The sequence below is a fragment of the Bradyrhizobium sp. S3.7.6 genome (assembly GCF_054061875.1).
In genome coordinates this window covers 4,597,524-4,621,420 of record NZ_JBSSEQ010000001.1, presented here as the reverse complement: position 1 = coordinate 4,621,420, position 23,897 = coordinate 4,597,524, and the positions used below count along the sequence as shown (strand labels likewise).

At 64.6% G+C, this 23,897-nt stretch carries 24 protein-coding genes and 1 pseudogene; 10 read left to right on the top strand and 15 right to left on the bottom strand.

All coding sequences use genetic code 11. The features are described 5' to 3' along the window. The first annotated feature begins 337 nt into the window (after positions 1–337). Positions 338–676, top strand: coding sequence for a P-II family nitrogen regulator (locus tag ACVJ5M_RS22350; RefSeq protein ID WP_007603495.1), 339 nt, complete (start codon positions 338–340; stop codon positions 674–676). Positions 677–828: 152 nt separating this feature from the next. After that, on the top strand, positions 829–2,238 hold the full coding sequence (gene glnA, locus ACVJ5M_RS22345; RefSeq protein WP_063982953.1) for a type I glutamate--ammonia ligase: 1,410 nt from the start codon (positions 829–831) through the stop codon (positions 2,236–2,238). Between the two features lie 114 nt (positions 2,239–2,352). Here glnA and ACVJ5M_RS22340 read toward each other — a convergent pair whose 3' ends face one another. From ACVJ5M_RS22340 to ACVJ5M_RS22325, 4 genes are all read right to left on the bottom strand, one after another. Next, positions 2,353–3,489: an asparaginase gene (locus ACVJ5M_RS22340; protein WP_354100464.1), complete on the bottom strand. Its 1,137-nt coding sequence runs from the start codon at positions 3,487–3,489 to the stop codon at positions 2,353–2,355. Positions 3,490–3,570: 81 nt separating this feature from the next. Then, on the bottom strand, positions 3,571–4,332 hold the full coding sequence (locus ACVJ5M_RS22335) for a slipin family protein (RefSeq protein ID WP_063982951.1): 762 nt from the start codon (positions 4,330–4,332) through the stop codon (positions 3,571–3,573). Beyond that, entirely contained in the window at positions 4,329–5,732 is a 1,404-nt protein-coding gene (locus ACVJ5M_RS22330) for an NfeD family protein (protein WP_354098912.1), read from the bottom strand. Before ACVJ5M_RS22330 ends, ACVJ5M_RS22335 begins: the two co-directional genes overlap by 4 nt. A 177-nt stretch (positions 5,733–5,909) precedes the next feature. Beyond that, positions 5,910–6,167, bottom strand: a complete 258-nt coding sequence (locus tag ACVJ5M_RS22325) for a tautomerase family protein (protein WP_354098911.1) — start codon at positions 6,165–6,167, stop codon at positions 5,910–5,912. Between the two features lie 151 nt (positions 6,168–6,318). Here ACVJ5M_RS22325 and ACVJ5M_RS22320 point away from each other — a divergent pair, with 151 nt between their 5' ends. Further along, positions 6,319–7,296, top strand: a complete 978-nt coding sequence (locus tag ACVJ5M_RS22320; protein ID WP_354098910.1) for a GlxA family transcriptional regulator — start codon at positions 6,319–6,321, stop codon at positions 7,294–7,296. 50 nt (positions 7,297–7,346) lie between these two features. On the opposite strand, the gene ACVJ5M_RS22315 is transcribed toward ACVJ5M_RS22320, so the two are convergent. Beyond that, positions 7,347–8,120, bottom strand: a complete 774-nt coding sequence (locus tag ACVJ5M_RS22315) for a gamma-glutamyl-gamma-aminobutyrate hydrolase family protein (protein ID WP_063982948.1) — start codon at positions 8,118–8,120, stop codon at positions 7,347–7,349. 90 nt (positions 8,121–8,210) lie between these two features. Next, positions 8,211–8,927, bottom strand: a complete 717-nt coding sequence (locus ACVJ5M_RS22310; RefSeq protein WP_354098909.1) for a hypothetical protein — start codon at positions 8,925–8,927, stop codon at positions 8,211–8,213. 137 nt (positions 8,928–9,064) lie between these two features. Here ACVJ5M_RS22310 and ACVJ5M_RS22305 point away from each other — a divergent pair, with 137 nt between their 5' ends. Further along, positions 9,065–10,198, top strand: a complete 1,134-nt coding sequence (locus ACVJ5M_RS22305; RefSeq protein ID WP_354098908.1) for an AI-2E family transporter — start codon at positions 9,065–9,067, stop codon at positions 10,196–10,198. A gap of 66 nt (positions 10,199–10,264) precedes the next feature. On the opposite strand, the gene ACVJ5M_RS22300 is transcribed toward ACVJ5M_RS22305, so the two are convergent. The 6 genes and pseudogenes from ACVJ5M_RS22300 to ACVJ5M_RS22275 all read right to left on the bottom strand — a co-directional run bounded on the left by ACVJ5M_RS22300 (position 10,265) and on the right by ACVJ5M_RS22275 (position 13,952). Next, positions 10,265–10,561 carry an antibiotic biosynthesis monooxygenase family protein gene (locus tag ACVJ5M_RS22300; protein WP_028155908.1) on the bottom strand — a complete coding sequence of 99 codons (297 nt, stop codon included), beginning with the start codon at positions 10,559–10,561 and terminating at the stop codon, positions 10,265–10,267. A 99-nt stretch (positions 10,562–10,660) separates the two neighbouring features. Then, positions 10,661–10,897 (bottom strand): hypothetical protein, encoded by a 237-nt coding sequence (locus ACVJ5M_RS22295; RefSeq protein WP_014494818.1) that lies wholly within the window; start codon positions 10,895–10,897, stop codon positions 10,661–10,663. A 70-nt stretch (positions 10,898–10,967) separates the two neighbouring features. Beyond that, positions 10,968–12,189 (bottom strand): annotated as a pseudogene (locus ACVJ5M_RS22290) (diguanylate cyclase). Positions 12,190–12,419: 230 nt separating this feature from the next. Continuing rightward, positions 12,420–12,899 carry a 30S ribosomal protein S9 gene (rpsI, locus tag ACVJ5M_RS22285; protein WP_007611021.1) on the bottom strand — a complete coding sequence of 160 codons (480 nt, stop codon included), beginning with the start codon at positions 12,897–12,899 and terminating at the stop codon, positions 12,420–12,422. Between the two features lies 1 nt (position 12,900). Next, complete coding sequence (rplM, locus tag ACVJ5M_RS22280; RefSeq protein ID WP_008137961.1) at positions 12,901–13,365, bottom strand: 50S ribosomal protein L13; 465 nt, start codon at positions 13,363–13,365, stop codon at positions 12,901–12,903. Positions 13,366–13,523: 158 nt separating this feature from the next. Beyond that, on the bottom strand, positions 13,524–13,952 hold the full coding sequence (locus tag ACVJ5M_RS22275; RefSeq protein WP_039147848.1) for a PaaI family thioesterase: 429 nt from the start codon (positions 13,950–13,952) through the stop codon (positions 13,524–13,526). Between the two features lie 86 nt (positions 13,953–14,038). On the opposite strand from ACVJ5M_RS22275, the gene ACVJ5M_RS22270 reads away from it, so the two are divergent. From ACVJ5M_RS22270 to ACVJ5M_RS22255, 4 genes are all read left to right on the top strand, one after another. Beyond that, the gene (locus tag ACVJ5M_RS22270) at positions 14,039–14,863 is read left to right on the top strand and encodes an enoyl-CoA hydratase (protein WP_247301999.1); all 825 of its coding nucleotides are present in this window, start codon (positions 14,039–14,041) and stop codon (positions 14,861–14,863) included. A gap of 123 nt (positions 14,864–14,986) precedes the next feature. Continuing rightward, the gene (locus ACVJ5M_RS22265) at positions 14,987–15,571 is read left to right on the top strand and encodes a CoA-binding protein (RefSeq protein WP_028149016.1); all 585 of its coding nucleotides are present in this window, start codon (positions 14,987–14,989) and stop codon (positions 15,569–15,571) included. A 139-nt stretch (positions 15,572–15,710) separates the two neighbouring features. Further along, positions 15,711–16,991, top strand: coding sequence for an O-acetylhomoserine aminocarboxypropyltransferase (locus tag ACVJ5M_RS22260; protein WP_028155903.1), 1,281 nt, complete (start codon positions 15,711–15,713; stop codon positions 16,989–16,991). A gap of 203 nt (positions 16,992–17,194) precedes the next feature. Further along, positions 17,195–17,539 (top strand): hypothetical protein, encoded by a 345-nt coding sequence (locus tag ACVJ5M_RS22255; protein WP_063982941.1) that lies wholly within the window; start codon positions 17,195–17,197, stop codon positions 17,537–17,539. A gap of 5 nt (positions 17,540–17,544) precedes the next feature. On the opposite strand, the gene ACVJ5M_RS22250 is transcribed toward ACVJ5M_RS22255, so the two are convergent. Further along, positions 17,545–18,621 (bottom strand): COX15/CtaA family protein, encoded by a 1,077-nt coding sequence (locus ACVJ5M_RS22250; protein WP_354098906.1) that lies wholly within the window; start codon positions 18,619–18,621, stop codon positions 17,545–17,547. Between the two features lie 110 nt (positions 18,622–18,731). Here ACVJ5M_RS22250 and ACVJ5M_RS22245 point away from each other — a divergent pair, with 110 nt between their 5' ends. Continuing rightward, the gene (locus ACVJ5M_RS22245) at positions 18,732–18,953 is read left to right on the top strand and encodes a DUF2842 domain-containing protein (protein WP_208087159.1); all 222 of its coding nucleotides are present in this window, start codon (positions 18,732–18,734) and stop codon (positions 18,951–18,953) included. On the opposite strand, the gene ACVJ5M_RS22240 is transcribed toward ACVJ5M_RS22245, so the two are convergent. Next, complete coding sequence (locus ACVJ5M_RS22240) at positions 18,943–19,986, bottom strand: polysaccharide deacetylase family protein (protein ID WP_354100462.1); 1,044 nt, start codon at positions 19,984–19,986, stop codon at positions 18,943–18,945. The two genes, ACVJ5M_RS22245 and ACVJ5M_RS22240, sit on opposite strands and share 11 nt — an antisense overlap. A 112-nt stretch (positions 19,987–20,098) precedes the next feature. On the opposite strand from ACVJ5M_RS22240, the gene ACVJ5M_RS22235 reads away from it, so the two are divergent. Continuing rightward, positions 20,099–21,280: a GNAT family N-acetyltransferase gene (locus ACVJ5M_RS22235; protein ID WP_354098904.1), complete on the top strand. Its 1,182-nt coding sequence runs from the start codon at positions 20,099–20,101 to the stop codon at positions 21,278–21,280. A gap of 183 nt (positions 21,281–21,463) precedes the next feature. Here ACVJ5M_RS22235 and ACVJ5M_RS22230 read toward each other — a convergent pair whose 3' ends face one another. Then, positions 21,464–23,746, bottom strand: a complete 2,283-nt coding sequence (locus ACVJ5M_RS22230) for a GumC family protein (protein ID WP_354098903.1) — start codon at positions 23,744–23,746, stop codon at positions 21,464–21,466. Between the last annotated feature and the right edge of the window lie 151 nt (positions 23,747–23,897).

Sequence of the window (23,897 nt, the reverse complement as noted above, 5' to 3'; positions counted from 1 at the left end):
AGGCCCACCCGGCAGAACAACGATTTGCACAGATATTGAACCGATTGCCTATTTCGTAGTCTGCGGTATTTTGAGCCAGTCGGCTCCACCTATCAGAGATGCGCGTTAAAAGGCTGATAACGCTCCAATAATCAGGGCATTTGCAACTTGGCATAGACCCTGCTTTCGAGGAAGCCGCTTCGGTTCGTCGTGCTCACTGGCAATCTATCAGGGTGTGGCCGGCCGTTGTTGCCGGGCTGGTCAGGCATCCCGGCATAGCGAAGACAAGATCGTGCGTTAAGAAAAGCGCATCCTGACGAAGACGTTGCTATTTGATCGAAAGGCCGGGAGGCGCGCAGTGAAGAAAATCGAAGCCATCATCAAGCCATTCAAGCTCGACGAGGTGAAGGAAGCGCTTCAGGAAGTCGGCCTGCAAGGCATCACCGTGACCGAGGCCAAGGGCTTTGGCCGGCAGAAGGGCCACGCCGAGCTTTACCGCGGCGCAGAATACATCGTCGATTTCCTCCCCAAGGTGAAGATCGAGATCGTGATCGGCGACGATCTGGTCGAGCGCGCCATCGACGCGATCCGCCGCGCCGCGCAGACCGGGCGCATCGGCGACGGCAAGATTTTCGTCTCCAATATCGAAGAGGCGATCCGCATCCGGACCGGCGAATCCGGGCTGGACGCTATCTGAGCCGGGTGCTATCCCGCATTTTGCGACACTCCGACAAGAAAAAGGCTGCTTCGGCGGCCTGATTTTGTTTGTGCGCTCGCGCGCGAACTCGCCAAAAGCGAGAACAATCTTGCTCATCTGGAAACCGACCCGCAGAGCCAAAAGGGGTATGCATGAAGACCGCCAAAGACGTCCTGAAATCGATCAAGGACAACGACGTCAAATACGTCGACCTGCGCTTCACCGATCCGCGCGGCAAGTGGCAGCACGTGACGTTCGACATCAGCATGATCGATGAGGACATTTTCGCCGAAGGGACGATGTTCGACGGCTCCTCGATCGCCGGCTGGAAGGCGATCAACGAGTCCGACATGTGCCTGATGCCGGATCCGGTGACCGCGACGATCGACCCGTTCTTCGCCGAGACCACCATGGTCATCACCTGCGACGTGCTCGAGCCGACCACCGGCGAGCCCTACAACCGCGACCCCCGCGGCATCGCCAAGAAGGCCGAGGCCATGGTGAAGTCGATGGGCGTGGGCGACAGCGTGTTCGTCGGCCCCGAAGCCGAGTTCTTCGTGTTCGACGACGTGCGCTTCTCCGCCAACCCCTACAACACCGGCTTCCGTCTCGACTCCTCGGAGCTGCCGACCAACTCCGACACCGAATATGAAGGCGGCAATCTCGGCCACCGCGTCCGCACCAAGGGCGGCTACTTCCCGGTGCCGCCGCAGGACTCCGTGCAGGACATGCGCTCCGAAATGCTCGGCGCCATGGCCAAGATGGGCGTCAAGGTCGAGAAGCATCACCACGAAGTCGCGTCCGCCCAGCACGAGCTCGGCATGAAGTTCGACACGCTGACGCTGATGGCCGACCACATGCAGATCTACAAGTACTGCATCCACCAGGTCGCGCACATCTACGGCAAGACCGCCACCTTCATGCCGAAGCCGGTCTATGGCGACAACGGCTCGGGCATGCACGTGCACCAGTCGATCTGGAAGGACGGCAAGCCGGTGTTCGCCGGCAACAAGTACGCCGACCTGTCGGAGACCTGCCTTCACTACATCGGCGGCATCATCAAGCACGCCAAGGCGATCAACGCCTTCACCAACCCGTCGACCAACTCCTACAAGCGCCTGGTCCCGGGCTATGAGGCCCCCGTGCTGCTCGCCTACTCCGCGCGCAACCGCTCGGCCTCCTGCCGCATCCCCTACACCGCTTCGCCGAAGGCCAAGCGTGTCGAGGTGCGCTTCCCCGATCCGCTCGCCAATCCCTATCTCGGCTTCGCCGCGATGCTGATGGCCGGCCTCGACGGCATCAAGAACAAGATCGATCCGGGTCCGGCGATGGACAAGGACCTCTACGACCTGCCGAAGGAAGAGCTGAAGCAGATCCCGACGGTGTGCGGCTCGCTCCGCGAGGCGCTCGAAAACCTCGACAAGGACCGCGGCTTCCTCAAGAACGGCGGCGTGTTCGACGACGACTTCATCGACAGCTACATCGAGCTGAAGATGACCGAGGTCGAGCGCTTCGAAATGACCCCGCACCCGGTCGAGTTCGACATGTACTATTCGGGCTAAGCGGCCCAAACTCTCTGCGACAAGCAAAAGGCGCTCCGCGAGGAGCGCCTTTTCGTTTTGGGGAGTCGCAGGGTGGATTACGCTAACCCACCCTGCAGGACACGACGCGCCCAATCACCACGTTGCAGTGAAGGCGCGCTGGAGCTCGGCCGGAACCGTCACCCCGCCCGCGATCAGCAATTGAGTGAGAACACGGGCCTTCTGCGGATTGAGGTCCTCGGACACGACGAACCCGTTCTTGTCGTCGTCAACCTCGACATTCCGGGTGACGAAGCCGGATCGGACCCGCGTCGAGCGGACGACGATGACGCCCTTCTTCGCCGCCGCTTCGAGCGCATCGAGGGCCTGCTTCGACGTGTTGCCGTCGCCGACGCCGGCCAGCACGATGCCCTTGGCGCCGTGGGAAATGGCGTCCTCGATCGGAACGGCGTCCATGTTGGCATGCGAATAGACGATCTCGACGCGCGGCAGTTGCTCGCCTGCCGGGAGCGGATAGGTCGTGCGCTTGAAGCCGGCGGCCTGGGTCATGAAACGGATGCCGCCGGCGGTGTCGACATAGCCGATCGGGCCGTCATTGGGAGAGCTGAACGTCTCGATGCTCGTTGTGTTGGTCTTGGTGATCGAGCGGGCGCTTTGGATCTTGTCGTTCAGCACGGCCATCACGCCGCGGCCGCGAGAGCGAGGATCGGCCGCCACCTGCACCGCTTCGTACAGATTGCCGGGGCCGTCCGCACTCACCGCCGTGGCCGGACGCATCGAACCGACGATCACCACCGGCTTGTCGCTGCGCACGACATTGTCGAGAAAGAACGCGGTCTCCTCGAGCGTATCCGTGCCGTGCGTGATGAGGATTCCATCGGCTTCATTCTTGTCGAAGGCGTCCTGGATGCGGCGGGCCAGGGCAAACCAGACTTTGTCGTTCATGTCCTGGGATCCGATCGACGAAATCTGCTCGGCATTCAGCTTCGCGAGCTTGTCCAGGCCCGGCACCGACTGCATCAACTGTTCGCCAGTGATCTGGCCGGACTTGTACGCGCCGGTCGCGCGCGCGTCGGCCTGGCCTGCGATGGTCCCTCCCGTCGCAAGCACGAGAATGCGCGGCAGGCTCGCCGCCGTCGCGTCCTTGCCCGGCTCTGCGGCCCGCGCCGCATCGATCCCCCACGACCAAAGTGCGAGGGCGACCAGCGGGACGGTGAGCATCAATGTCCGATTTCGGCGGCGGCTTGCTGGTCTGGCGGCATGCTTCGTCATCGAATTTTCCTCCCGTTTAAGTTGGGAGCAATATTCGACACCTCCATTTGGGCCGAAGATGGGTCATCCTGCCGCTTATGGCTACGGGTTGTCGCGCCGCGGCACAAAATGGTCGAGCAGGCCCGTCGGCAGCGGAAAGACGATGGTCGACGACCGTTCGCCCGCGATGTCGTGCAGGGCGGCGAAGTAACGTAGCTGCATTGCCTGAGGCTCCTGCGCGAGAATCCGGCCGGCCTCGACGAGCTTTTCGGCAGCCTGCTGCTCGCCCATCGCATTGATCACCTTGGCCCGCCGCAACCGCTCCGCCTCGGCCTGTTTGGCAATCGCGCGCACCATGGTTTCATTGAGATCGACGTCCTTGATCTCGATGCCGGTGACCTTGATGCCCCAGACGTCGGTCTGCTTATCGAGGATCTCCTGGATGTCCGCGTTCAACCTGTCGCGCTCGGCAAGCATCTCGTCGAGCTCGTGCTTGCCGAGCACCGAGCGCAAGGTGGTCTGGGCGAGCTGGCTGGTGGCGGCCATGTAGTCGCCAACCTTGATGATGGCCCGTTCGGGGTCGACGATGCGGAAGTACAGAACGGCGTTGACCTTGACGGAGACGTTGTCCCGCGAAATCACGTCCTGCGGCGGCACGACCTGCACCATCACCCGCAGATCCACCTTCACGAGTTGCTGCACGATCGGAATGAGGATGATGAGGCCCGGACCCTTCACGCCCGTAAAGCGGCCGAGCGTAAAGATGACGCCACGCTCGTACTCGCGCAGGATTCGAATAGCCTGGGACAGGAACATGATGACAAGCAACGCGAGCGCCGCATAGGTCAGATATTCCAGCATCATGATGTACCTCCCTCGCCTGTTGGTGCGCGCCGTATCAGCAGCGTCAGGTCGACGATGTTGGCGACTTCGACCGTCTCTCCGGGCTTGAACGTTTCGGCGCCGCGCGCCTGCCAGCGCTCACCATGGGCGAAGACATGACCTTCGTTCCCATTCCAGTCGAGAACCTCGGCGGGCAAGCCTCGCATGGCCTGCGCGCCGACCAGTGCAGGAGCCCTGCCGACGCGCCGAAGCGAACCGAGCACGACGAGCGCAAAGCCGGCGAACACTGCTGCGGTGATGCCGATCACCCACCACGACAGGTGGTAGCCCGGCGCCTCGCCCCTGAAAAGCATCAGCGCTCCCAGCACGAACGCGATGATCCCTCCGAGCCCGATTACCACGGTCGGGTTGAAGGCTTCGATGGTGAGAAGCACGAGTCCAACCAGCATCAGGGCGAGGCCGGCATAATTGATCGGCAGCAGATTGAGCGCATAGAGGCCGATCAGCAGGCAGATCGCGCCGACGACTCCGGGGGCGACGGCTCCAGGAGACATGAACTCGAAGATCAAGCCGTAGATACCGACCATCAGGAGAATGAACGCCACGTTCGGATCGGTGATCACCGCCAGGAAGCGGGATATCGGTCCGGGATCGATGGCTTCAACGACCGCATCCTTCGTCACCAGGCGTTCCGTCTTGCCGCCCGCAACCTCGACCACGCGACCATCGATCTGCCTCAGCAATTCAGCCTGATCGCGCGCGACGAGATCGATGGCATGAGCCTCTAGCGCGGCGTTCGCAGAGAGCGTGGCAGCCTCACGGACCGCCTTCTCCGCCCAGTCCACATTGCGGTTGCGCAGTTCCGCAAGGCTGCGGATGAAGGCAACCGCATCATTGGTCGCCTTTGCCGTCATCGCATCCTTGGGCTGATCCTTGGACTCGCTCTGCTGGTCACCGTCCTTCTTGTCCTTGCCGCCCTTGTCCGCCGGTCCGCTCGGAAGACCCGGCAGCGGCCCGCCGATCTGCACCGGCGTCGCGGCGCCAATATTGGTGCCCGGCGCCATCGCCGCGATGTGGGTCGCATAAAGGATATAGGTCCCCGCGCTCGCCGCGTGGGCGCCGGAGGGCGCGACGTAACCGACGACAGGGATCGGCGAGGCCAGCACATCCGCGATGATCTCGCGCATGCTGGAATTGAGGCCGCCGGGCGTGTTCAGTCTCAGAATCACGACCTCGGCACGCCGTTCGCTTGCCTTGGCCAAAGCCTCCTTGACGTAGCTGGCCGACGCAGGGCCGATGGCTCCGTCGATCGAAACGACCAATGCAAAACGGCCGTTCTCCTCCGCTGAGCTGGGAAGGAGGCAGCAGATCAAAGCCACGACGCCAATCGCCGCAACGAGGGCCGCCTTCATGGTCTGCACGGCAGGGCTCCCTTGCAGAGCATATGGTGCGCGTCTTGCGAACCTCAATGCGGCCGCGTGCGGGCCATGGTCGTGATTGTGATTGTGCGATGCAATGGAAATCGCCCCGCAGATCGATTGAGCACAGGGCGGTGGCGAACCATGCCTTGGGCTGGTCCGCCCGCGCACGCTGTGCTGCTACGGCCGTGGGACCCGCACGCCATCCGCGCCGATCGTGCCGAACATACCGGCGATGATCTCAGGCGTCGGCTGCATGCCGCCCAGCGACCAGTGCGCCGGCTCCTGCTCCTCGATCCTGACCCAGACGTTGCGGCGGAAGTCCGGATTGCCCTGCCCTTCGACCTCGACCAGGAGATCGGTGACGCGTTCGAGCAAGGTCTTCTTTTGCCTGGCATCCAGGATGCCGCGGACGGTGGAAATGGTGACGTAAGGCATGTCTCTCTCCAATGATGTCGTGTGACGACGGCACGAGACTGGACCTGACAGCGCCGGCAAGGCAGTGGCGGATAAGACAGAGATCGGGCAATTTCCGCCACGCAGCCCTGCGCCGATCGGCTAGGATCGCCGCGCCTGTCCTGGAGGTCTCATGAAGCTCGCAATTCTGGCGCTGGAAGGCTGCATGCATTCGGCGATCGCCGGGATCGCCGACATCCTGTCGCTTGCCAATCACGTGATGCAGCAGAGCGGTGCGAAAACGCGCTTCGCCTGGGAGGTGCTATCGCTCGACGGCAAGCCGGTGCGCGCCGGCGGCGGCCAGATGGTCGCCGTCGATGGCGCGGTCGGCAAACGCGGTCGCTTCGACGCGATCCTCGTCCCCGGCAACCTTGTCGATCACGTCACGGCGGAACGCCTGCAACCGCTATATGCCCGCGCCGGCGCCTGGCTTCGGCAGCAGCATGCGAGCGGCCGGCTGATCGGCGCGTTCTGCAGCGGCGTGTTCCTGCTTGCAGGCAGCGGCCTGCTCGACCACCGCCGCGCCACCATCACCTGGTGGCTGCAAGGCGAGCTGCGGCAGCGCCACCCCACCATCGACCTCGCTGCCGACGCCGTCATCACCGTCGCGGACCGCATCGTCTGCGCGGCCGGACCAATGTCGTGGGTCGACCTCCTGCTCAGGCTGATCGAGATGGTCGACGGCAAGGCGATTGCAAAGCTCTGCGCGGACTACGTCGTCATCGACACCGCGCAACGCACCCAATCGATCTTCATGCCCGTCGGCTATTTGCTGTCGCAGGACCCGCTGCTGACCAGGGCCGACCTCCTGGTTCGCCGCACCGGCAAGAGCCCGATGACGGTCAAGCGCCTCGCCGATGCGCTCGGCCTCAGCGAGCGCACGCTGAACCGGAAGTTCCAGGAGCTCACGCGCGAGCCGCCGCAAGCCTTCATCATGCGTCGCCGCGTCGAGCACGCGCGCACGCTGCTGGAGACGACGGCGCAGCCGATCAAGACCATCGCACGCACGGCCGGCTACGAGGACGAGAGCAGCTTTCGCAAGGCCTTCCGCAAGCTCACCTTGATGTCGCCGCAGGCCTATCGCGCGCGACGGATGGAGCGGACGGCGTAAGCTGCGAAACCAAGGCGCCGTTCAGTCGAGGGCTGCGAGCGAGCTTCTTGCTACGCCGCCGCGCGCTGGCGCTCGACCATTGCTTCGCCAAAGGCCTCGAACAGCTTGCGGTTGATCGGATTGCGCTGCGGGTCGTATTCGGCGTGCCATTGTACGCCGAGCGCGAAGGTCGGGGCTTCCGCGATGCGGATCGCCTCGATGGTGCCGTCCTCGGCGATGCCTTCGATCAGCACGCGCTTGCCGGGGTCGAGAATGCCCTGGCCGTGCAGCGAATTGACCCTGATCTTCTCGCAGCCGAGCAGCCGCGCGAAGGCGCCTCCGGGCGTGAGGTCGACATCGTGACGGTCGGCGAACACCACGGTCGGATCGGGATGAATCTCGCCGTTCTCGAGCCTGGGCATGCGGTGGTTCATGCGGCCGGGGATTTCGCGGATCTCCGGATGCAGCGAGCCGCCGAAGGCGACATTCATCTCCTGGAGGCCGCGGCAGATGCCGAACAGCGGAATGCCGCGGGACACGCAAGCGACCGAGAGCGCCAGCGCCACCTCGTCGCGGTGGATGTCGTAGGGCTCGTGCCGCTCGCACGGATCGACATTGAAACGGGTCGGATGGACGTTGGCGCGGGCGCCGGTGAGCACGATCCCGTCGACCACATCGAGCAGCGCGCCGATATCGGTGATGTCGGGCGCTCCCGCAAACATCATCGGCAGGCCGCCGGAAACCTCGGCCACAGCGCGCAAATTGCGCTCGCCGACCATCTGGACCTGAAATCGATTTTCGACGCGATGGGCGTTCCCGATCACGCCGACGACCGGCTTTCTCATCTCCCGTTCCGACCTCCCGCGTAAGAAGATTCTCCAAACATGCCCTTGGGATGGAACAAATTCAACAGAAGGGATCGCGGGACGGCAATGCTATTTTCGCGCAAATGCCTCCCGGGCCGCGGTTGTCCCCACGACGGGCAGGCCGGCGGCCTTCAGCGCGGTTGCCGCGGGATCGTCCGGCGTGGCCAGCCAGGGCAATTTCGCCTCGATTCCGCGCGTCACGGGCTCCCCGAGCACCCCGCCGAAATCGATCGGCCAAAACCCGTTGGGTACCACCTCGGCGGTGAGGCCGCGGACGGCGTAGCCGTCGCCCAGAACCGTATCCGCATGGTCGCCGGCGACAAGGCGCGCGGTCTTGGGGTCTTTGGGATCGCCAAAGCTCACGAGCACGGGGACCAGCTCCCCCTGCACCGGGACAATGCCGGCCTGCCGGCTGATGTCGTTGAACGAGACGCGGTTGCCGCGCGCGGCGCCATAGGCACGGAGCGCGACATAGTTGATGTCGTCGAGATCGAGCTTGCCGCCCTGCTGATGCGCCAGCAATGCCACTAGGTTCTTGCCTTTGCCGCCGTCTTGGCCGAGATCGACGAACACAGCCTCCCCGCGCATCGTGGTGCGGCCGCCGTGATTATAGTTGCGGTCGGGCACGACGGCGAGAACACCGGACCCCGTCTTGATCCCGTCAGGCGTCGTCACCTCGACCGTGAGGCGGTATTTGTGGCCGGGCCGGTTGATCCGGATCTGGTCGCCAATCACGATCACGGCCAGAAGCCCGAGCAGACCGGCCCACTTGCTGATGAAACTCAAGCGCCCCCCACCTGTTTTCTCCTCATCGATCTGCACCGTTCGCGCGACAGCGTCAAACCAGCGCGTTGACGCGGTCTTGATCGGAAGTGCGTTTGTCGAAAGAGTGCCCCGCCCGCAGCCGCCGAAAAGGACATGATGTGACCATCCTCGCAGACCAACGCCCCACGACCCGCACCGATCTGGCTTGGGCAATTTCGGTCGGCGGCATCGGTGTCGTGCTGTTCACGGCGATGCTGGTCTTCACTTGGTATTTTGCGACCACGCTGCTGCTGATCTTCACCGGCATGCTGCTCGGCGTCGGCCTCAACGCGCTGACCAACGCGCTCGGCCGCCGCGTGCACCTGCCGCATCCGGTCCGGCTCGCGATCGTCTGCGTCGTGCTTGCGGTGCTGCTCGCAGGCGTCGCCTATCTCGGCGGCGCCACCATCGCCGAGCAGGCCTCGCTGCTGAGCAAGACCATCAAGTCGCAGATCGGCAACGTGAAGACCTTCCTGGACAACCACGGGATCGACACCAGCTTCTTCGATCTCGGCAGCGCTGCGTCTGACGCTTCGGCCAATCCACCATCGGACTCGACACCCTCGCCAGCAGCACCCCCGCGCGGTTCCTTGCCCGGCGCCGGCGCGCTGGCCTCCAGCGGTGGCGCGATCGTGAGCCAGACCTTCAAGCTCCTGCTCGGCACCATCCACGGCGTGGGAAACATCTTCATCGTGCTGTTCCTGGGGCTGTCCTTCGCCGCCCAGCCCGGCGTCTACCACGACGGCCTGTTGTTCCTGGCGCCGGCGAGGCATCGCACCCGCGTCACCCTGATCATCGACGGCATCAGCGAGACGCTGGAACGCTGGCTGATCGCGCAGATCGTCGTGATGATTGCGGTTGGCGTCGTGACCTGGATCGGGCTTGCCATCATCGGCATTCCCGGCTCGTTCATCCTGGGCATTCAGGCGGGCCTGCTCGCCTTCATTCCGACCGTCGGCGCCATCATTGCCGGCGTCGTCGTGGTGCTCGCGAGCCTCGCCTCGGGCTGGATTCCGGCGCTGTCGGCCTTCCTCCTCTTTATGGGCGTGCACGCGATGGAGAGCTATGTGCTGACGCCGATCCTGCAGCGGCAGGCGCTCGACATCCCGCCGGCCACGCTGTTCGCGTTCCAGATCCTGCTCGGCGTCGTGTTCGGCATCTGGGGCCTAGCGCTGGCGCTGCCGCTGGTCGCCATCGCCAAGGTCATGATCGACCATTTCAAGACGTACGAGGCGCCGCCCCTGGCAGCATGATCCGGAAAAGTGTGCAGCGGTTTTCCGAAAAGATCATGCTCAGGCAACGAGGCGTCGTGAAGTAGCTCAGGTCGTCAGCACGGTCTCGGTGTGCTCGACCTCCGGGGGCGAAGCAAAGTACTGGCCGACGAGGCCGCGCCATTCGGTGAAATTCTCCGAGCCGCGGAAATCGACGGTGTGGTTCTCCAGCGTCGCCCACTTCACCATCAGCCGGTAGCGCTGCGGCTTCTCGATCGACTTGTGCAGCTCGAAGCCGTGAAAGCCCTTCGAACCGCCGAAGGCGGCCTTGGCCTTGGCGACGGCCGCCTCAAAGTCCTTCTCGCTGCCCGGCTTGACGTCGATTTGCGCGATCTCGGTGATCATCGGTTTCCACCCTGTTTGTTTGATGGGTGTGTCTACCGTAGACCGCAACGAAGAAAAAGGCACCGAATCGGCACCCTGACCGGTCAAAAATGCGTGCTCTCAGGCGAACAGCAGAGCGGTGCCTGCCACGATGAGCGCGCAACCGATGAACAGCGCGAGCGGCCAGTAGCTACGGCTTTGCGTGTAGCGCCCCTGCGCGCGGCGCTCGGTGATCAGCGCGCGCTCGTATTCATCCGCAGTGGAGAACACGCAGGCGAAGCCGCCGCGTGCCGAGGCCGCAGCGGCTTCGAGCGACATCAGGGCAGCCTGCGGGTTCTGTCGACGGATCGATTCCATGACCGCAATGGTAGGGATCGAATGGTAAACAGCGGATTACCGAAGGCGCCTCTTGAGGCGCCTCTTGGCTTCAGGCGGTGGCCGGACGCGCCTGCGGCGCACCGACCCGCGCCGCGCTCTGGCGGCGCCAGTTCTCCAGCGACAGCGGCAGCTCCTCCGCCGCCTCGACCCGGTTACGGCCACCGCGCTTGGCCTGGTAGAGCGCGGTGTCGGCGGAGGCCAGCAGCACCTCGAGCTCGGTGCCGGCCGGACCGCCGGCAACGCCGATGCTGACGGTGGTGTCGACCGGGCCTTCGTCGACCACGACGCCGGAGGTCTCGAACGCCTCGCGCACGCGCTCGGCAACCAGCACGCCCTCCTCCAGCGAACACGGCAGCAGGGCGGCGAACTCCTCGCCGCCGATGCGGCCCGACATGTCGGTCATGCGCAGGTTGCTGACGACGACGGTCGAGAACAGTTTCAGCATCTCGTCGCCGGCGGGATGGCCGAAGCGGTCGTTGATCGACTTGAAGTGATCGATGTCGAAGATCATCACGGTCACGGAACGGCCGGCCTTGGCCTCGCGCTCGATCACGCGCCCGCAGGCTTCCGAGAAGCCGCGGCGGTTGAGCATGCCGGTCAGGGGATCGGTGGACGCGGCGGTCCGGTGCGTGGTCACCGTGCGCTCCGACACCAGCATGAAGATCACGAACACGGTGCCGACGGCATAGAGGATGAGCTCGACCGCAAACACCGTGACCCAGATGCTGCCGGAGAAGCCGGCATCGTTCGGACGCAGGAAGCTGCCGAGCACGATCGGCAGCATCAGCACGCAGCCGTGCATCACCGGCACCACGAAGGCCGGCCAGCGCCGTTGCAGGCTCTTGCGCCGCTCAACCCAGAGCTCGCTCGCGGTCAGCGCCGCATAGACCGAGACGATGCCGGCGCCGACGATCATGCGCAGCATTGACGCGGCGGGATCAAGCAGCGTCACGGCGGCGGCCCAGGCCAGCGCGCCGACGAGGAGCCCCGGCCAGTTCGGCTTGCGGCCGTGGAAGACGCGCGCCGCATTCCCACACCATGCCGCAGGCGACGAAGCCGACCGCGTTCAGCGCAAGGTAAAGATGCGGGCCGAGCTTGTCGCCGGCCGCGGTCCATAACGCGACGGACGCTGCGCCGAGCAGATACGCGGTGCCCCACCATTTCAGCGCGGGGCTGTTCTCCTGCGTGCCGAAAAACACCATCATGGCGCCGAGCAGTGCGGCAACCATGGTGGCGACCAAATAGAGCGTGATGCTATCGAGCGACATCATGTCGGCCCCCTTCTAGACATAGCAAGTTACGCGATCGGCCCAGCCGACTTGCGCGCCCTTCCAGATGCGACGCTATGTCCCGCGAGTTCCATTTAGGTTTTCACGCGAGGCTAAGTTTTCGGGAAACACGCCATCAATTTGCATACAAACGAACAACAAAAAGGGCGCTGAAATCAGCGCCCTTTTGCATCTCATTGAAGCCGCTTTCGCGGCGAATGTGACCGAAGCGATTAACGCTTCGAGAACTGGAAGGACCGGCGGGCCTTGGCCTTGCCGTACTTCTTGCGCTCGACCACGCGGGAGTCGCGGGTGAGGAAGCCGCCCTTCTTGAGCACGGTACGCAGCTCCGGCTCGAAATAGGTGAGCGCCTTGGAGATGCCGTGACGGACGGCACCGGCCTGGCCGGACAGACCACCACCGGCGACCGTGCAGATCACGTCGTACTGGCCGGAACGCGCGGCCACCGAGAACGGCTGCTCGATCATCATGCGCAGCACGGGACGGGCGAAATAGACCTCGACCTCGCGCGAATTGACCGTGACCTTGCCGGCGCCCGGCTTGATCCAGACACGGGCGACCGCGTCCTTGCGCTTGCCGGTGGCGTAGGCGCGGTTGAACTTGTCGACCTTCTTCTCGTGCTTGGGCGCGTCGGGCGCCGCCGCCGTCTTGAGCTGCGAGAGCTGGTCGAGCGACTGGATGGATTCGGCCATGTTATGCGGCCCTCGTGTTCTTGCGGTTCAACTTGGCGATGTCGATCTTCTCGGGCGTCTGGGCCTCGTGCGGATGATCGGCGCCGCCATAGACGCGGAGGTTGCCCATCTGCACACGGCCGAGCGGACCACGCGGGATCATGCGCTCGACGGCCTTCTCGAGCACGCGCTCGGGATGCTTGCCTTCAAGGATCTGGCGCGCGGTGCGCTCCTTGACGTGGCCGACGTAACCGGTGTGCTTGTAGTAGGTCTTCTGCTCGCGCTTGCGACCGGTGAGGACCGCATGCTGCGCGTTGATGATGATGACGTTGTCGCCGCAATCAACGTGCGGGGTGTAGGTCGGGAGGTGCTTGCCGCGCAGGCGCATGGCGACGATGGTGGCGAGACGGCCGACGACCAGACCCTTGGCGTCGATCAGTACCCACTTCTTCGTCACCTCAGCCGGCTTTGCCGAAAAGGTTTTCATATCGGAGTTTCCGTGGACGGGAGATATCGGCGCGAACACCGCGCCGGACTGGGCGGTTTTCTAGAGAAGAGACGCGCAACGGTCAATGCCCCAGATCTGGAATTACAATAGCAAAATCAATATCTTAAAATTATGGTGCTATATTACCTGCGAAAAGCTCAAACATTTGGAATGGAATAGGTCGAGGTGACATGAGCGATCGGATCGGGCGACGTGCCGGACAGCAGCTTCACCTCGCCGACCGCCAGGCGCTTGCCGAGCTTGAGCAGACGCGCCTCCGCCAGCACGTCCTGGCCGGGCTGGCCCTTGCGCAGGAAGTTGATGTTGAGATTGGTGGTGACCGCGAGCCCGATCGGCCCGATCGCGGACAGCAACACCACGTACATCGCGAAATCAGCGAGTGCCATCAGCGTCGGGCCGGACACGGTTCCACCCGGCCGCAGCATCCTTTCGCTGTAGCGCTGGCGCAAAAGGCAGGTCTGGCCGTCGGCGCTCTCGATCGTGATGTCATCGCCGCTGAAGGCCTGGGGAAACTCGTCACGGAGAAACTGCTCGACCTCCGCCACGCTCATTTTCGCTAACGCCATGCTTCGCCTCACCCTCGCTTCGCATCCCCTGTTACATTAAGTTATCTGCGTCATCCAATTGCAAGAATCCAACCGGAAACGCTTCGATGTCCGCCCAGGCCGCCCGCGCCCCCTCCCCGCAACCGTCGAGCCTGCTGCGCGAGACCATAGGGCCCATCGCGGTCCTGACGCTGAACCGCCCGGCCGCCCGCAACAGTCTGTCGCAGGCGATGATCGCAAGCCTCCATGCCGAGCTCAACGAGATCCGCGACGACAAGGCGATCCGCGGCGTGGTGATCGCCGCCAACGGCCCCGCCTTCTCCGCCGGCCACGATATGAAGGAACTGACCGCGCGCCGCACTGACCCGGATCGCGGCCGCGCCTTCTTTGCCGAGATGATGACCGCCTGCAGCGCGATGATGCAGGCGGTTGTGCACTTGCCGAAGCCCGTGGTCGCTGCCGTCCAGGGCATCGCGACCGCGGCCGGCTGCCAGCTCGTGGCAAGCTGCGATCTCGCGATCGCCTCGGAAGCGGCGAGCTTCGCCACGCCGGGAGTCGATATCGGGCTGTTTTGCTCGACGCCGATGGTGGCGTTGTCGCGGAACGTGCCGCGCAAGCAGGCGATGGAAATGCTGCTGACCGGCGAGCCGATCCCGGCCACGCGCGCCCGCGAGATCGGGCTCATCAACCGCGTGGTCGCGGCCGGCACCGAGCGCGAGGCCGCAATTGCCCTCGCCGAACAGGTCGCGCTGAAGTCGGCCTACACCGTCAAGCTCGGCAAGGAGGCGTTCTATCGCCAGGCCGAGATGAGCCTTGCGGACGCCTATCGCTATGCGGCAGAGGTGATGACCGAGAACATGATGGCGCGCGACGCCGAGGAAGGCATCGGCGCCTTCATCGAGAAGCGCACGCCGACATGGCGGGATGAATAGTCAACTCCTCATCCTGAGGAGCCGCGGAACGCGGCGTCTCGAAGGATGGAGGCCCGACTGTGGCCTCATGGTTCGAGACGCGCGGGCCGCGCTCCTCACCATGAGGGTCAGAGAAAGAAAAAGATGAACCACGACGCCTATCCCGACAACTACATCCGCGGCATCCTGAACAGCGTGAAGTCGATCGCAATGGTCGGCGCATCGCCGGTCAATGTGCGGCCGAGCTATTTTGCGTTCAAATATCTGGCGCAGCGCGGCTATGACATGATCCCGGTCAATCCCGGCCATGTCGGCAAGGATCTGCTCGGAAAGCCGTTTGTCGCCTCGCTCTCCGACATCGGCCGCCCCGTCGACATGATCGACATCTTTCGCAACTCCAGCCACATCATGCCGGTGGTCGAAGAAGCGCTCACGCTCGATCCGCTGCCGAAGGTGATCTGGATGCAGCTTGGCGCGCGCGACGACGCGGCCGCAGCGAAGGCCGAGGCGGCCGGGATCAAGGTCGTGATGAATCGCTGCCCCAAGATCGAATACGGCCGCTTGTCGTCCGAGATTTCCTGGATGGGCGTCAATTCGCGCACCCTGAGCTCCAAACGGCCGCCGGCGCCGACGCAAGGCATGCGGCTATCCCTCAATCGGATGAGTGTCGGCGGCGGCGACACCGCGGCATCGGATCGCGCCGCCAAAAACAAGAGCGAACAAAGCTGACGCAATCGCGGAGGATTCCTTTCGCTCACGCGACAGCGCGTAGCACGATCGTTTCCGATGTGACGCGGCGCCTTGACGGCGGGCGCGTCGCCGATCAGCATGCCGCGCGATTTCAGATCACAAGAACAGGACGCCCTCAATGAGCGATCGCCTTCCGGGATTTTCAACCCTCGCCGTGCATGCCGGTGCACAACCCGATCCCACCACCGGTGCGCGCGCGACCCCGATTTATCAAACCACCTCTTTCGTCTTCAACGACGCCGACCACGCCGCCTCGCTGTTCGGCCTGCAGGCATTCGGCAACATCTATACCCGCATCGGCAATCCCACCAACGCGGTGCTGGAAGAGCGTGTTGCCGCACTCGAAGGCGGCACCGCCGCGCTTGCGGTCGCCTCGGGCCACGCCGCACAGGTCGTGGTGCTGCAGCAATTGCTTCAGCCCGGCGACGAATTCATCGCCGCGCGCAAGCTTTATGGCGGCTCGATCAACCAGTTCACGCATGCGTTCAAGAGCTTCGGCTGGAACGTGGTCTGGGCTGATTCCGATGACATCGCGAGCTTCGAGCGCGCGGTGACGCCGCGCACGAAGGCCATCTTCATCGAGTCCATTGCCAATCCCGGCGGCAGCATCACCGACATCGAGGCGATCTCGACGGTGGCGCGCAAGGCGGGCGTGCCGCTGATCGTCGACAACACGCTGGCCTCGCCCTACCTGATCCGTCCGATCGACCATGGCGCCGACATCGTCGTGCACTCGCTGACGAAATTCCTGGGCGGCCACGGCAATTCGCTCGGCGGCATCATCGTCGACGCCGGCACGTTCGACTGGTCCACGGGTGGCAAATATCCGATGCTGTCGGAGCCACGGCCCGAATATCACGGCATCCGCCTTCAGGAGACCTTTGGCAATTTCGCTTTCGCGATCGCCTGCCGCGTGCTGGGCCTGCGCGACCTCGGACCGGCGCTGTCGCCGTTCAACGCCTTCATGATCCTGACCGGCATCGAGACGCTGCCGCTGCGCATGCAGAAGCACTGCGACAACGCCAAGGCCGTTGCAGAATTCCTCGCCGGCCATCCGGCGGTGGCCTCGGTAAGCTATGCGGGCTTGGCAAGCGACAAGTACAATCAGCTCGCGCGGAAATACGCGCCGAAGGGCGCAGGCGCCGTGTTCACCTTCAGCCTGAAGGGCGGCTATGACGCCGGCGTCAGCCTGGTGTCGAAGCTGCAGCTGTTCTCGCACCTGGCCAATGTCGGCGACACCCGCTCGCTGGTCATCCACCCCGCCTCGACGACGCACAGCCAGCTCGACGACGCCGCCAAGGTGAAGTCCGGCGCCGGCCCCGACGTGGTGCGGCTCTCAATCGGCATCGAGGACAAGGAAGATCTGATCGCAGATCTGGAGCAGGCGCTGGGGGCTTAATTGCCATCGTCATTCCGGGATGGTCCGAAAGGACCAGACCCGGAATCTCGAGATTCTCAGGTGCACAATTGCGCACCTGAGTTCGGTCCTGCCGGACCATCCCGGAATGACGGCGGCCGTTCTGGCCGCCGTCAGTTAACAGTCATTAACCATATCTGCCGCATACATCGTCCTTGGATCGCCCCTTTGATTCGGAGCCGACGATGCTGCGCTGGATGGTACCTGCCCTTGCCGCCATGCTGACGGTCTCAGCTGCCGTTGCCGCCGATCTGCCGGCCACAGCGAGACGGCGCGCTGCCGTGCCGCCGCAGGACCCGCCACAGGTCTATGTCGAGACCGATCCGGATGCGCTGATCTCGCCGGCCTATGGCATCGGCAGCTACATCCGCAACCTGCCGGGCACGCCGCTCCTGCCCGGCTCCAGCACCTTGCCGGGCTATTATGGCCGGCCCTGGAGCTACGATTATCAGGGCCCGTACTACGGCGGACCACAGGTCGGCTATTTCTGGCGCCTGCCCTACGCCTGCGGCGTCTACGGCTATTGCTGACCTGATCAGCCGGCCTGACCGACCGGAACCGCGCGCGGCTGCGCCTGTGCAGATTGTCGCGAGGCCAGCCGCTCCACCTGCATCACTGCAAGCGTGAGCACCACGATCGCAACCGCTTGGTGCGAAAGCGCGAGATCGATCGGCACCTGGTTGAGCAGCGTGAGGATCCCGAGCACAGCCTGCAGGCTGACCGCGGCGAACAGGCAGAGCGCACCGCCGGCCGCCGCGCGTGAACGCACCGCATCGAACGCGTGCAGCGCCGCCAGCACGAACAGCGCATAGGCCGTCATGCGGTGCTCAAACTGCACCGTCAGCACGTTGTCGAACATGTTGCGCCACCACGGCGTCTCGAACCAGAGCCGGTCGCCTGCGGGAATGAACGCGCCGTCGATCTGCGGCCAGGTGTTGTAGGCGCGCCCGGCGCGCAGACCCGCGACCAGCGCGCCGAAATAGATCTGGACGAAGGTCACGATGAGCAGCAGCACGCTCGTGAATCTCAGCCGCGCGGGCGCAATGATCTGCGGCCGCTCGGCGAGCCGCCGCACCGCCCAGACGATGCCGGCGAAGATCAGGAGCGCGAGCACCAGATGCGTCGCCAGTCGATATTGCGAGACCTCGACACGTTCCGTCAGGCCCGAGGCCACCATCCACCAGCCGACGGCGCCCTGGAGTCCGCCAAGCGCGAACAGCAGCCACAACCGCCGCTTCAACTCACCCGACAGGCCGCCGCGCCACAGGAAGAACAGGAACGGCAGCAGATAGGCCACGCCGATGAAACGGCCGAGAAAGCGGTGGCTCCATTCCCACCAGAAAATCTCCTTGAATTCGGACAGGCTCATGCCCGCATTGAGCTCGCGATATTGCGGAATTTTCTTGTAGGCCTCGAAGGCCTCGGTCCACTGCGCCTCCGACAGCGGCGGCACGCTGCCCGTGACCGGCTTCCATTCGACGATCGAGAGGCCGGATTCAGTCAGCCGCGTCGCGCCGCCGACCAGCACCATCAGCGCGATGAGGGCGGCCACGGAAATCAGCCACCAGCGCACGGCGCGATGCGGATTGGTCGGAGCGAAAATCGTCGTCATTTCAGGGGCAAAACCAAGCCTTGTTGCAAAGAGACTTGAACCGGACTGCGTGCCCCTTATAGTCCCCCGCTCCCGCAGCGCAAGTTACGCGAAGGCCGCAGCATTCCGCCATGACGATCCGCACCCGCAAGTTCCTCGGCGCCATCCTGCTCCTGGTGCTGGCCACCGTCTGGGCCCTGCTCGGCATGGCGCTGGCGCAGATGCCATGGATCGCCGAGTCCGGCTGGCGGCAGGCGATCTATTACGTGGTGGTCGGCATGGGCTGGGTGCTGCCGGCGATGCCGATCGTGAGCTGGATGCAGCGGCCGGATCGGGTCAAATCTAATTCGTAACGCTGCCGGTCGGTTTCACCGGCGCGAAGGCAACACCGGACACCAGCACACGCAGCAAGCGCAGTGATTGTATCCGGCCGTCCCAGGAAATCCGCGGCAGTGCGCGCAGATTGGTGCGCCCCTCCGCGTCCACGATGCCGGTGATGGTCGAGACGGCGCTGGCAAAGCCGGCCTCCTCCGCCATGACGACATGGCTGCGCCGGAAAGACGAGCGATCGCCGAACGGAAAGGCCAGGTGCCTGATCTCGCGGTCGAAGGCCGCTTCCGCCACCGCCTTGCCCATCGTCATCTCGCGCAACGCGGCGGCGTCCTTCATGTTGGCGAGAACGGGATAGTTCACCGTCGCGCTGCCGACCGTGACCAGCGGATCCGCCGCAAGCTTTGCCAGATCCTCCCAATCCATCGATGCTTCGCGCGAGAGCGCAGCGAGGTCGATCCGGTAACGCGTGCAGAGATCGGCGATCGCAGCCGACACATCCGCCGGCGGCAACGAGCGCAGCCAGTTCTCGACGAACGAAAACAGCGCCTGCTTCTCGGCGTTGCCTGTGACGGTGAAGCGCTGCTCTTTCTCGCCCATCATCAAGTTGATGCGGCTCTCGCGCGCGATCATCCGCTCGAGCCCGAGCCACCAGGCCTCGCCGACTCCATCGGGAAACGCGGTGGGCACATAGATCGTGAACGGCACGGCGTGGCGCGCCAGCACCGAATAGGCGAAGCTGATGAGGTCCTTGTTGGCGCCGTCGAAGGTCAGCGCCACGAAGCGCCGCTTCTCCGGCAGCGTCACCGCGCGGCGGCAGACATCGTCCATGCCGAGGAAGTCATATCCCCACTGCTTCAGCGCACCAATGGCGCGATCGAGAAATTGCGGACTGATCTCGCTTTCACGCAGCGGCTGAAACGCGCCGCGCCGCCGCGGCCGCACGTGCTGAAACCGCAGGATCACGCCGGCACCACGGCTGCGCAGCACGGCCTGACCGGTGAACCAGGCCAGCTCGAGCCGCAACCGCTCCAGCCATCTGTCGTCGGATGCCAATATCCCACCTTCGCGTTCGCCTGATTGTCATTACCCTTTGTTGACATTTCTTTGCAAAGGTCGGCCACAGGCCGAAATACGCAAATTTTTCGTTTCTCGACAGGTTTCGTGAATGACCATGGCTGCGGCGATGCAAAGCCGGACGGCAGAATCGCCAGCGCGGTCGAAAGCGAGCCGTATCGCGCATGTCGATATCGTCACCGATCTGGCCGAGGCCGAGACGGTCTGGCGCGCGTTCGAGGAGAGCGGCCACCTCTTCACGCCCTACCAGCGCTTCGACCTGCTCAGCCCATGGCAGCGGCTGGTCGGCAGCCACGAAGGCGCCAGCCCCTTCATCGTCATTGCCCGCGACGCCGGGCGCCAGCCGCTCCTGCTGCTGCCGCTCGCACTGCGTCAAGGCCACGGCGTACGCACGGCCTGCTTCATGGGCGGCAAGCACACCACCTTCAACATGGGCCTGTGGAACGCCGAGTTCGCCGCCGAGGTCGCCATCGCCGATCTCGACGCGCTGCTTGCGCCGCTGCGCGAGCATGCCGACGTGCTCGCGCTGACGCAGCAGCCGCTGCGCTGGCACGACCAGCACAACCCGTTCGCGCAGCTGCCGCGGCAGAGTGCGATCAACGGCTGCCCTCTCCTGGCGATGGAGCCGGGCGGGCCGCCCACATCGCGGATCAGCAACTCCTTTCGCCGCCGCCTCAAGAGCAAGGAAAAGAAGCTCCAGGCGCTTGCCGGCTATCGTTATCACCTCGCCACCACGGATGCGGACGTCACCCGCCTGCTCGACTGGTTCTTCCGGGTCAAGCCGGCGCGGATGGCCGAACAGAAACTGCCCAACGTCTTTGCCGAGCCCGGCGTCGAAGCGTTCATCCGCAGCGCGTGCCTGTCTGCGCGCGGCGAAGGCCGCGTCATCGACATCCACGCGCTCGAGTGCGACGACGAGGTGATCGCGATCTTCGCCGGCGTCGCCGACGGCCAGCGCTTCTCGATGATGTTCAACACCTACACGATGTCCGAGCACGCCCGCTCCAGCCCCGGGCTGATCCTGATGCGCTACATCATCGACCGCTACGCCGAACGCGGCTACCGCTCGCTCGATCTCGGCATCGGCTCGGACGATTACAAACGCATGTTCTGCAAGGACGACGACGACATTTTCGACAGCTTCGTGCCCCTGACCGCGCGGGGAAAACTCGCGGCGATGGCGATGTCCTCGCTGAGCCACGGCAAACGGCTGGTGAAGCAGAACCAGGTGTTGTTCGATCTGGCGCGGCGGCTGCGGCAGACGTTCGGGTAGGAATTCTCCACTTGCGAGCTGCCCTTCCCTTCTCCCCTTGCGGGAGAAGGTGGCGCGAAGCGCCGGATGAGGGGTATCTATCCGCAGACTCAAAAGCAGTGGGACTCGCGGAGAGATACCCCTCACCCGTCGCTCCGCTACGCGGCGAGCCACCCTCTCCCGCAAGGGGAGAGGGAAGAGAGATCACGCCGCCACGACGCGCGGCGTCTCCGCCGCGTCCGATGGCTGCACCGGCCGGCTCAGCATCGTCACCTCGCTGAAGCCGACCGCCTTCAGCTGCTCGCACATCAGCGTGCGGGCATCCGGCGCCATCGACGCGTCGGGCACCACGACGGCGCGGGCATGCGCCGTCAGCAGTTCGGCCGGGAGGTCCGAGGCGCTGCCGGCGTCCACCAGCACGTGGTCGTAGGCGCGGAGCAGTGCATCGATCGCGAGCGTCACCCGCGGCGATTGCAGCAGGCTGCGGTCGAAGCCGGGACGGCCGGCCATGACCAGATGCAGCCGCGAGAGCTTGTCCCGGGTGATGATTTGCGCGAACGACGCCTCGCCCTGCATCAGCTCGGCAAGGCCGGGAGCCGAAGCATCCACGGACACCGCGGCGATGGTCGGCGAGGATGCGGCGAGATCGACCACAACGACGCGCGCATCGCGCGCCAGGTGCCGGGCCAGCGTCAGCGTCGACAGCGTGATGGCTTCGCCGGCCGCGGTGCCGAGCACCGTGACCTTCTTCGCCGCCGGTCCCGCAGCGCGCAGGCTGTCGGCAAGATGCTCGATCTCGGCGAATTCAGTGACGTCGGCATCGGCCGCCATCTCGGGCTGAAGCGGCGTAAGGTCTTCCACAACCGGATCGAGCATTGGTTCGGCCACCGACGGGACGACCGGCTGGACCACCGGCTCTTGGCGCACCGGCGCCTGCGTCTGCGCCGGCGTGAACACCGCCACCGCGCGTGGCGCGGTCTGGCGCAGCAGCTCGCCGGTGACGACGACGCCGGACGAGAGCAGCAGCGTCGCGATCGTCGCAATCAGCACGATCGGCAGCTTCTTCGGATAGGCCGGCGTATTCGAGACGATGGCGCGCGAGATGATGCGGCCTTCCGCCGGCGCGGTATCGATGCTTTCGCGGGTGCTGGCCTCGCGATACTTCCCAAGATACGTCTCGAGCAGGTCGCGCTGCGCCTTGGCTTCGCGCTCGAGCGCGCGGAGCTGGACGTCCTGACCGTTGGTCGAGGTCGCCTGCTTCTTGAGCTGATCGAGGCTCGCCGTCAGGCCGTCGACCCGGCCACTGGCGATCCGCGCATCGCTTTCGAGCGAGCGCGAGACCTTGGCCGCTTCGTCGCGAATTTGGTTGTCGAGGTCGCCAAGCTGCGCCTTCAGCTCCTTGATCCGCGGGTGATTGCCGAGCAGCGTCGATGACTGTTCGGCGAGCTGCGCCCGCAGCGTCACCCGCTGCTCCGACAATCGCCGCATCAGCTCGGAGTTCACCACCTCGGACGCCTCGATCGGCTTGCCGCTCTGGAGCATCTCTTTGATCAGCCGCGCCCTGGATTCGGCATCCGCCTTCATCGAGCGTGCGTTGTTGAGCTGGGTATTGACCTCGCCCATCTGCTGGTTCGAGAGCGTGGTGTTGTTGGTGCCGACGAACAGCGACGACTTGGAACGGAAGTCCTCGACCTTGGCTTCGGCATCGGAGACTTTCTTGCGCAGATTTTCGATTTCGCCCGAAAGCCACTGGCTGGCGCTGCGGGCCTGGTCCTGGCGCGCATTCTGCTGGAGCACGAGATAGCCGTCGGCGATCGAATTGGCGACGCGCGCGGCAAGGTCAGGATCGGCGGACTGGAATTCGACCACGATCACGCGCGACTTGTCGACGGCGTAGGCCTGGAGCCGCTCGTAATAGGCATCCAGCACCCGCTCTTCCGGCGTCATCGAGAACGGATCGCGGCCGATGCCGATCAGCGCTGCGAGCGACTTCAGCGGCGAAATGCCCTGCAGCACCGGATCGAATTCGGGGCGTTCCGCGAGCTTGTTCTTTCTGATGATCTCGCGCGCGAGATCGCGCGACAGCACGAGTTGCACCTGGCTGGTCACCGCCTCGGGATCGAGCGACTGCCGCTCTTCGGTGCTGCGGTCGCTGCTCGGCCGCAGGAACACGTTCTCGCGACCGTCGATCAGGATGCGGGATTCCGACTTGTAACGCGGGGTGACGAGATTGACGGCGGCGATCGACGCGACGAGCGCGAGCACCGTCGGCACGATGATCCAGCCGCGCTTGCGGGCGAGCACCGCGCCGAGCGCATGGAGATCGATGTCGCCGGATTCGGCTTGTGCCTGCTTCGCAGCAACCGGCGCAGGCTTTGCCTCAATCTCGGGCGCGGCTTCGCTCGATTTGGCTTCGGCTTTGGGCTTCGAAATAGCCCGCTCGACCACCGCCTTGTCCTTGCCGGCACGCCAGAACGCTAAACGCATCGAACACTCCCGCAGGGCAACGCTGCGACTCTACCTCAACCGGGGCGATTACACTCCATTAAGGTTGCTGCTGGGTTAATCGCGCACGGCCGCGACCGGCGCGCACGGCGCCGACACCGTTTGTTAACCACGAGGGCTCTTAATCCATCTC